Origin of the sequence: Cryobacterium sp. Y11 (genome assembly GCF_002929535.1) — a bacterium.
Classification (GTDB): domain Bacteria; phylum Actinomycetota; class Actinomycetes; order Actinomycetales; family Microbacteriaceae; genus Cryobacterium.
This window is the reverse complement of record NZ_PJJO01000029.1, coordinates 1-7,359: the sequence shown is the minus strand read 5'-3', so window position 1 is coordinate 7,359 and position 7,359 is coordinate 1. Positions and strand designations below refer to the sequence as shown.

The 7,359-nt window shown below is 64.4% G+C and carries 1 protein-coding gene; it reads left to right on the top strand.

Features of this window, described 5'->3' with window-relative positions:
• Window positions 1-833: 833 nt before the first annotated feature.
• Complete coding sequence (locus tag CXY75_RS00370) at window positions 834-5,858, top strand: multicopper oxidase domain-containing protein (RefSeq protein ID WP_104080914.1); 5,025 nt, start codon at window positions 834-836, stop codon at window positions 5,856-5,858.
• Window positions 5,859-7,359: the final 1,501 nt, after the last annotated feature.

The window sequence follows — 7,359 nt, the reverse complement described above, 5'->3', positions numbered from 1 at the left end:
GATGCGGGAACAACGCGGCCCACTTCGCCGCCAACGACTCTTCGACCTCCACGACAACCGACGTCGCACAACCATGACACCCAAACCAAATAAGCATAGGTTATTTCTTTACGTGTCCTAAGGGCACGTTCAGCGCGTCCATATCTCGGTCCATCACGCTCTCCAGCAAGCGGGTGTAGGTATCGCCGGTTACACCAGTTGCCGGTGTTTCTCAAGGGAGACACGGGCCGGCAACGACCGGGAACCTGCCCGGTGGGGACGCGCTGGCGATCACTTCGTCGACCCATGAGGACGTAGGCGCTAATGGGGGTCAGTCGCCGGTTCGCCGAGGTAACTAGTTCCAGGTCCTACGACCTAAGTCGCGTAGACGAACCTCCGTCGCCCGCGCGAATCTTTACTTGCTCGCTCTTACTCAGAGATGCACGATAAGTGCTCCCTCACAAGCGCGGATCTTCTCAACGCATCCTGCGCCGAGAAGTCACGAAACCGGATTCACGCCGCTAGGGAGGAACCGTCATGAGATCTCAAGAGTCGACGTCACCAGCGCCCAGGGCAGTCCCGTGGCGGCCTTGCGCATTGCGCGCCTGTCGACCTTGGTGGCATGTTGCCGGGCGACAGCGGGGAGCTCGATCGAGCACTACTGCCACACCGCCCGGAAGCAGGGTCTTGACTCCCTGATGACCATTTCTAGCCCAAGGTTTTCTCAAGGCCAGCCGAGCAAGGTGGCCCTGCGGATCTTTACACCCGCGACCAAACCACTCCACCCTGAGTCGTTCCAGCTCCTAGGTCCGGCTTGACCCCAGCGCACCATTAATGCAGTTACAGGGAAACCAATGAACATTTCTATGAGAGCTCGAGTCGGCATGGGGGTGGTGCTCGCCTATGGCGGCACGGCCTGGCTCCACGGGCTTCACGCAGCCTCTGCCCAGCAAGACTTGATTTCGGGCACCTCAGCGTTGCACTTCCTTCGGGACGGGACATTGTCGCTTTTGCTAGTGGTCCCGGCCGTCCTGATCGTGTTCGCGATGATCGCTCGCCTGCAGCCGGCATCTCGGATGATTTCCTTGGCTCGCGCCACGGTCGCAGTCGTCGGTGTCACCGCGGTTGTGTTCATGTCAGGTGCAATCGGCCACACGCTGATCTTCCCCTCCGAGCATGCCTCCGCCACCCAGGCGGTTGCCTCAGCTGTCGCACCGGCTGCCCAGGCAGCTCCTGGTGCCAGCGTCGCACTTGGTGCTGTTCCGCCCTCTGGCGCGCCAGGTGCCCCAGTCGCTGCCGCGACCAAGCCCGGGTTCCACCCGCACCAGCCCTCGGCGGCGTGGTTGGCCAAGACGGACCAAGCCAATGGCTCCGCCAAAGCCGCTGCCGACCCGCACGCTGCGCACAACGGCGCCGCTGAGGCCCCTGCCACTGCCGCCGCCGACCCGCATGCTGCGCACAACGGCGCCGCCTCTTCCGCTGGCACTACTGGCTCAGCGGTAGCCGAATCGGCCACGGGCGGCCACATGGAGGCGACCTCGGGTGCTGCACTCTTCGAGCACGGAGCCATCGAGGCCGCTCGCGTGTTCCCGGTGCTTCTGCTCCTCGCCCTGGCAGGCCTCGTCCTGGGCATGCGCCGAAGCGAAGACGTGACCGGTGGGTATGTCCCGACGCCGGCACGGCGTGTCCGGTCTGTCGTGGCCTCGACGCCACGCCGCTCTCGCCGGGTCATCGCCGTGGCGGCGGGCAGTGTCGTCGTGATGACGGCTTCCGCTCTGATGGGTCCGTTTACGGCGACAGCCGTCATTGGCGATCCGACCACCCCGGCCAACGGGGTCTGCCCGGCCGGTTCCCGCGCTATTGAGTACGACCTGGCCGCCTTTCAGGTGACCATCCCTCTCAACGGCTGGGGCGACAAGCTGCCCAACGGTCTGATGTATGCCCTCAAGAACGCCGACGCAAGGGTGAACAAGGAAAAAATCCTTGCCAACCCTAACCTCACCCAGCCGCTCGTCGTGCGCGCCAACGTCGGTGACTGCGTGTCCGTCAAGGTACGCAATGACATCGCGGACCGGCGAATCGGCCTGTCCACCCAGGGCCTCGTTCAAGCGGACGTGAAGACCTCCGACGGCGCGCGGGTGGGCCTAAACCCGGATACGACCATCCCCACGGGCACCGAGCGCACTTACACCTGGTACGCCGACCGGGAGGGCGAGGCGCCGCTGTACGACAACGCCAACCTCGACCCGAACGACCCGAAACACACCACTGTCCAGAACGGCCTGTACGGTGCGGTCGTCGTGCACCCGAAGGACTCGACCTGGCACAATCAGATCACCGGGGCCGACCTGCTCACGGGCGGGCGCGCCGTCGAGTCCCAGGTGTTTGCCGACATCCGGGCAGGCGAGGCCTCGACTCGTTCGGCCGTCATGATCTTCCTCGACGAGAACGAGGACGTCGTGGACCGGGACGGGAAGCAACCGACCTTCCCGACGACCGGGCTGAAGGACTCAAGCTTCGGCATCAACTACCGCTCGGAGCCGCTGCGTAACCGGCTGCGGGCCATCCTCGAGCACCGTGGGACCGTCACGCCGGAGAACCCGGGTGGCGTGGCCAAGACCATCACGCTCCCCAACGGCAAGACCTATGCCCCAAGTGACAACTTTTGCAACGGCTACGTGCCCGAGCTCGGCAAGGTCGTCGACGACCCCGGCGCCAAGTGCATGGGCGAGGAGTCCCACCTGCAGTCGTGGGTCTTCGGCGACGAGGGCAAGCTGACTCGAACCGTCGACGGCATAAAGGTGACCGATTCGGACAACCTGATCCCGAAGGGGTACGTCGGTGACCCGCTGAAGTTCCACGTCGTCCACCCGGGCGCCAAGGAGACCCACCCATGGCACCAGCACACCCAGCGCTGGAACGCCGACCCGAATAACCCGAAGTCACCGCTTAACGACGTCCAGTCGTTTGGCCCACATGAGGCTCGGGAGCTGAAGATCGAGGGAGGTGCCGGCGGCACCCAGCGCACGGTCGGTGACTCGATCTTCCACTGCCACCTCTACCCGCACTTCGCCCAGGGTTTCTGGGGCCACCTGCGGATCTTCGACAAGTTGCGCGACGGCACGGCACAGTATGCCGACGGCACGCCCTTGGAGGCGCTGCAGGAGCTGCCGAACCGGGCAGGCGCCACGGCGGCCCCGACCGCAGCACAGCCCGGTTTCCCCCTGTTCGTCAAGGGTGACGTCGGCCAGCGTGCCTACCGTCCGCCGAACGCGGTGGTCAAGGACACCTTCGCTGCTATCCGTCGCCCCGGCGACGCCCCCCGTGGCCCGACCGCGCTTGAGGCCGCAGGGATGCCTGCTCTTGACCCGGACAAGCCCGGCAACGGCTACGTCGACCCGTGCCCGACAACTGCACCAACACGGGTCTACCGGCCACACGTCATCGACACCCCGATCACCTACAACTCCGCGGGCTGGAAGGACAGACAGGGAAGGGTCTACGTGGAGGAATCCGATGCGGTCGCTGTGCGGACAGGACAGCAGGCACCCGAGCCGTACACCATCCGGTCCAGGGTTGGTGAGTGCGTTCAGCTGTTCACCACCAACGACCTGCACCTCGACGAGAATCCCAACGTCCCCCTTGATCACGTGAACCGCCTCGACGGTGACTACATGGCCACCGAGGAGACGTCCGAGGTCTCGACACACGTGCACCTGGTCAAGTTCGACCAGGTTGCCTCCGACGGCACCAGCGTGGGCTGGAACTACAGCTCCTCGGCGATGCCTGGCCAGACCTACGGCTATCGGTGGTTCGTGGACACAGCTTTGCGGACGACCTTCTTCCACGATCACCAGTACGCCAACCTGCACCAGCAGAAGGGCCTCTATGCCGCGATGAACGTCGAGCCCGCTGACGCCACGTGGCACGATCCGAAAACTGGTGCAGCGACGAACGGGGTCGGCCCCATGGCCGATATCCGCTCAGCCAGCGGCCCGGACTTTCGGGAGATGACCATCTTCTACTCCGACCGAACGCCCATGTGGAAGGACAACGGCACTGGTCCACCGATCAACCCACCTTCGGCACCGGACAACTACGGCCAGGACCAGGGCGGCTACTCGATCAACTACAAGAACGCCCCGTTCCAGATCCGGACGAAACCTGGGGTTAAGGGCGCTAAGGGCGACCCGGCGTACACCTACTCATCCGCGGTCAACGGCGATCCCGATACGCCGCTCCTGAGGGCGTACTCGAAGGACCCTGTGGTTATCCGTAACGTGGCTGGCTCTCACGAGGAGATGCACGAGTTTAACCTTCACGGTCACCGTTGGCTGAATGAGCCGGACAACCCCCTGTCTCGGACGGTCGACACCCAGACCCTCTCGCTCTCGGAGTACTTCAACTACGAGCTACAGGGCTCGCAGGTGGTCAAGACGAACCCCGGTCTTGCAGCAACAGTCGCCAAAGCCTCGAACAGCGTCGCCAACGGCACCCCGTCGATCCTGCAGGACGGCGCCGGATCCCCCGGTGACTACCTGTATGGCTCCCCGTTGCTTGAGGACCAGTGGATGGGGATGTGGGGTCTGTTCCGGGTCCCCAAGAACGCGGTCTCCGACCTCCAGCCGCTGCCCGACCGGGCAGCTCCTGGAACTGGCATCGCGTGGCCAGCCCTTAAGCCCGGTGACGCGCTCAAGGTTGCCCCAACAGGATTGCTGGGTTCGGTCACCCCGTGCCCGACAGGGTCAAGAGCGGTCGCTGTCAATGTGTCGGCCATCGCCAAGGACATCGTGTACAACGCGAAGTCAGGTGACCACGACCCGTACGGCACGATGTTCGTGCGGAGCGAGGATGTGACCAAGGTTCGCACGGGTGCTATGAAGACCGAGCCCCTGGTGATCCGAGCGAATGTGGGTGACTGCGTCACAGTGACGCTTAAGAACGAGCTGCCGCGTACGCCCGCAGCGCACACCGGTGATCTACCGTTGCCTGCGGACGTGACGAACTTCCCACGTTCCAACCGGGTGTCCATGCACCCAAACCTGTTGACCTACAATGTCATTGACTCCGACGGGGCGACGGTCGGGTACAACTACGACCAGACCGTGGCGCCAGGAGTTACGACAAAGTACACGTGGTACGTCCATGCCGCGGTCGAGGACGGCGCAGCGAACCTGCTCGACTTCGCTGACCGGCGTGGGAGTCGCCACCACGGGTCCTACGGGTCGCTGTTGATCGAGCCAAAGGGCTCGACATATGTCAACCCCAACTCCGGGGTTGCGATCACCTCGGGCGCACAGGCCAACGTCACCTACACCGACGCCGCCGGCGTCAAACGCAGCTTCCGCGAGGCTGTGCTCAACTGGGTCGACGGTCTGATCTTGCGGGACAAGGCCGGGGCCATCCTCCCCTACCCAGCGGAGGGCGAATCCGGCGACCAGGGGCACCGGGGCATCAACTATACGACCGAGCGTTTCGCCCCTCGCCTGGCGAAGGATCCAGAGGTGGCCAACGTCATGTCGTCGGTGGTGCACGGCGACCCGGCCACACCGCTCGTGCGGGCCTATGTCGGAGACGAGACGCACCTGCGGCTCGTATCGGGTGGTGACCGCGACCGGTCACACACCTTCATTCTGAACGGGCACGGGTGGCGCTACCAGCCACGCGACGCGAACGCGATGATCAAGACAGCTGACGGCGGTCTGCTCACAGGCAACGCCTTCAACTACAACCTGCTCGGTGGGGCCGGTGGACTCCAGAAGCTCCCCGGGGACTACCTCTACCGGGACGGCGGTCTGGAGAACCAGGTCAACCAGGGCCTGTGGGGCATCTTCAGGGTGGAGGGCTCGGCCAAGGCGGACCTTAAGCCTCTCCAGTAGTTCATCCATTGTGAGAACACCTTGAGAACGTGAGCCGGCGGCACCTCGGGTGCCGCCGGCTCACGCGCATTCCTGGGTGCGCTGGACCCAGGAGTGCCACCGAGTGGGGCCCGCGGGCCGGATATCCTGAACCTCGTGTCCGCAGAGCGCGCGCCGCATCCCGCGCGCCCAGAACCTGTGAGCCCACGAAAGTCCCGTCGGCGTCCGTCCCAGCGCAGGCCGAGCTGGGGACTGCGGGGGTTATCCAGGTGCGCTTCACCGACCACTCCAGTGGCAACACCCTGGTCAACGTTATTACCTATGGCATCCGGCTGTACTCCCAGGAGGACTTCGAGGCTCGATCGGAGTTCACCGAACCCGAGATCCTGCGCACCAACCTGGCGTCGGTCATCCTGCAGATGACCTCCCTCGGCCTGGCTGACATCGCAGGTGCTCGGACCACCAACTCGCGCAAGCGGCACACGCTACACGACACACGGTCGCAAGATCGCAAGATCGCAAGATCGCAAGATCGCGGCGCTGCCTCTCGACTCGTGCCTGGCCCAGTTGGTCCTGGAGACCGGAGGCAATGGCGCGCTTCGCGACGTACTCATCATGGCGCGTCGGCAGAAACGGTGAGCAGCAAGAGCAGAGCCAGTGCAGCGATCCCTGCGATAGGGGACACCTTCGGGCGGGCTGTGCCAACGGAGGCTGCCGGTCTGTCCGGTTCTTCCACTGTTCTGCGGTTGGGCCCTGTTGGGGCTGGGTGGTCAGGTCGTTGCTGGGTTGATGGACCGCAGGCCGCGTTGAACAACCCTTCCCAGCTGTCCTGCCAGGGCCAAGTCTTGAGGCAGGTGGACGACCGGCCTCCTGGCAGACCTGACGAGGCGGCACGGGACCGCGATCACCCACCGCACGTCGTCCGGCGTACAGTCCGGCGACGTCACTGTGCCCGGTGACGCCGGTCGGGAGCGAGGGCAGGCCAAGCAGCAGCTCGATCACACTCCGCGGCACGAGTGGATGTTCAACCGGTCCGGCTGCACTACTGAATTAGGGAGGTGCCGTCAGTTTCAGGTGCACCCCGTCCGGGTCGCTGAAGGAGAGGATCGCGATACCGAAACCGTCGAGGTCCGTGACCTGGCCGTACTTGGTTCCCGTTCCGAGTCACAGCCGCGAGGGGGCGGGCAAGCGCCGGGCACCACCCAGCCCAGGGCTCGTGATCTCATTGGGGTGAATCCGGTAAGTGGGTTATCCCTTTCACAGGTTATCCATTTCACGGCCCGAGGAGGGCGACCCCACTACTGCTGGGGGTCGGTGGCTGCCAGCACCACAACGGGTGGGGCAGCGGCACCGCCCTCGCGTGCTTAGGGCACGTAAATCAGAGACACGCGTAACTCGGCGTCTCACGTGCTGAAATCACTTTTGTTGGGAGAACTTTGCTGGGCTTACGGTGTCGTTGCACTCGTCATGGAAGTCGTGCCTGGTGAGGTGCTGGGTTTCCAGATCTGCCATTTCGCGCTCG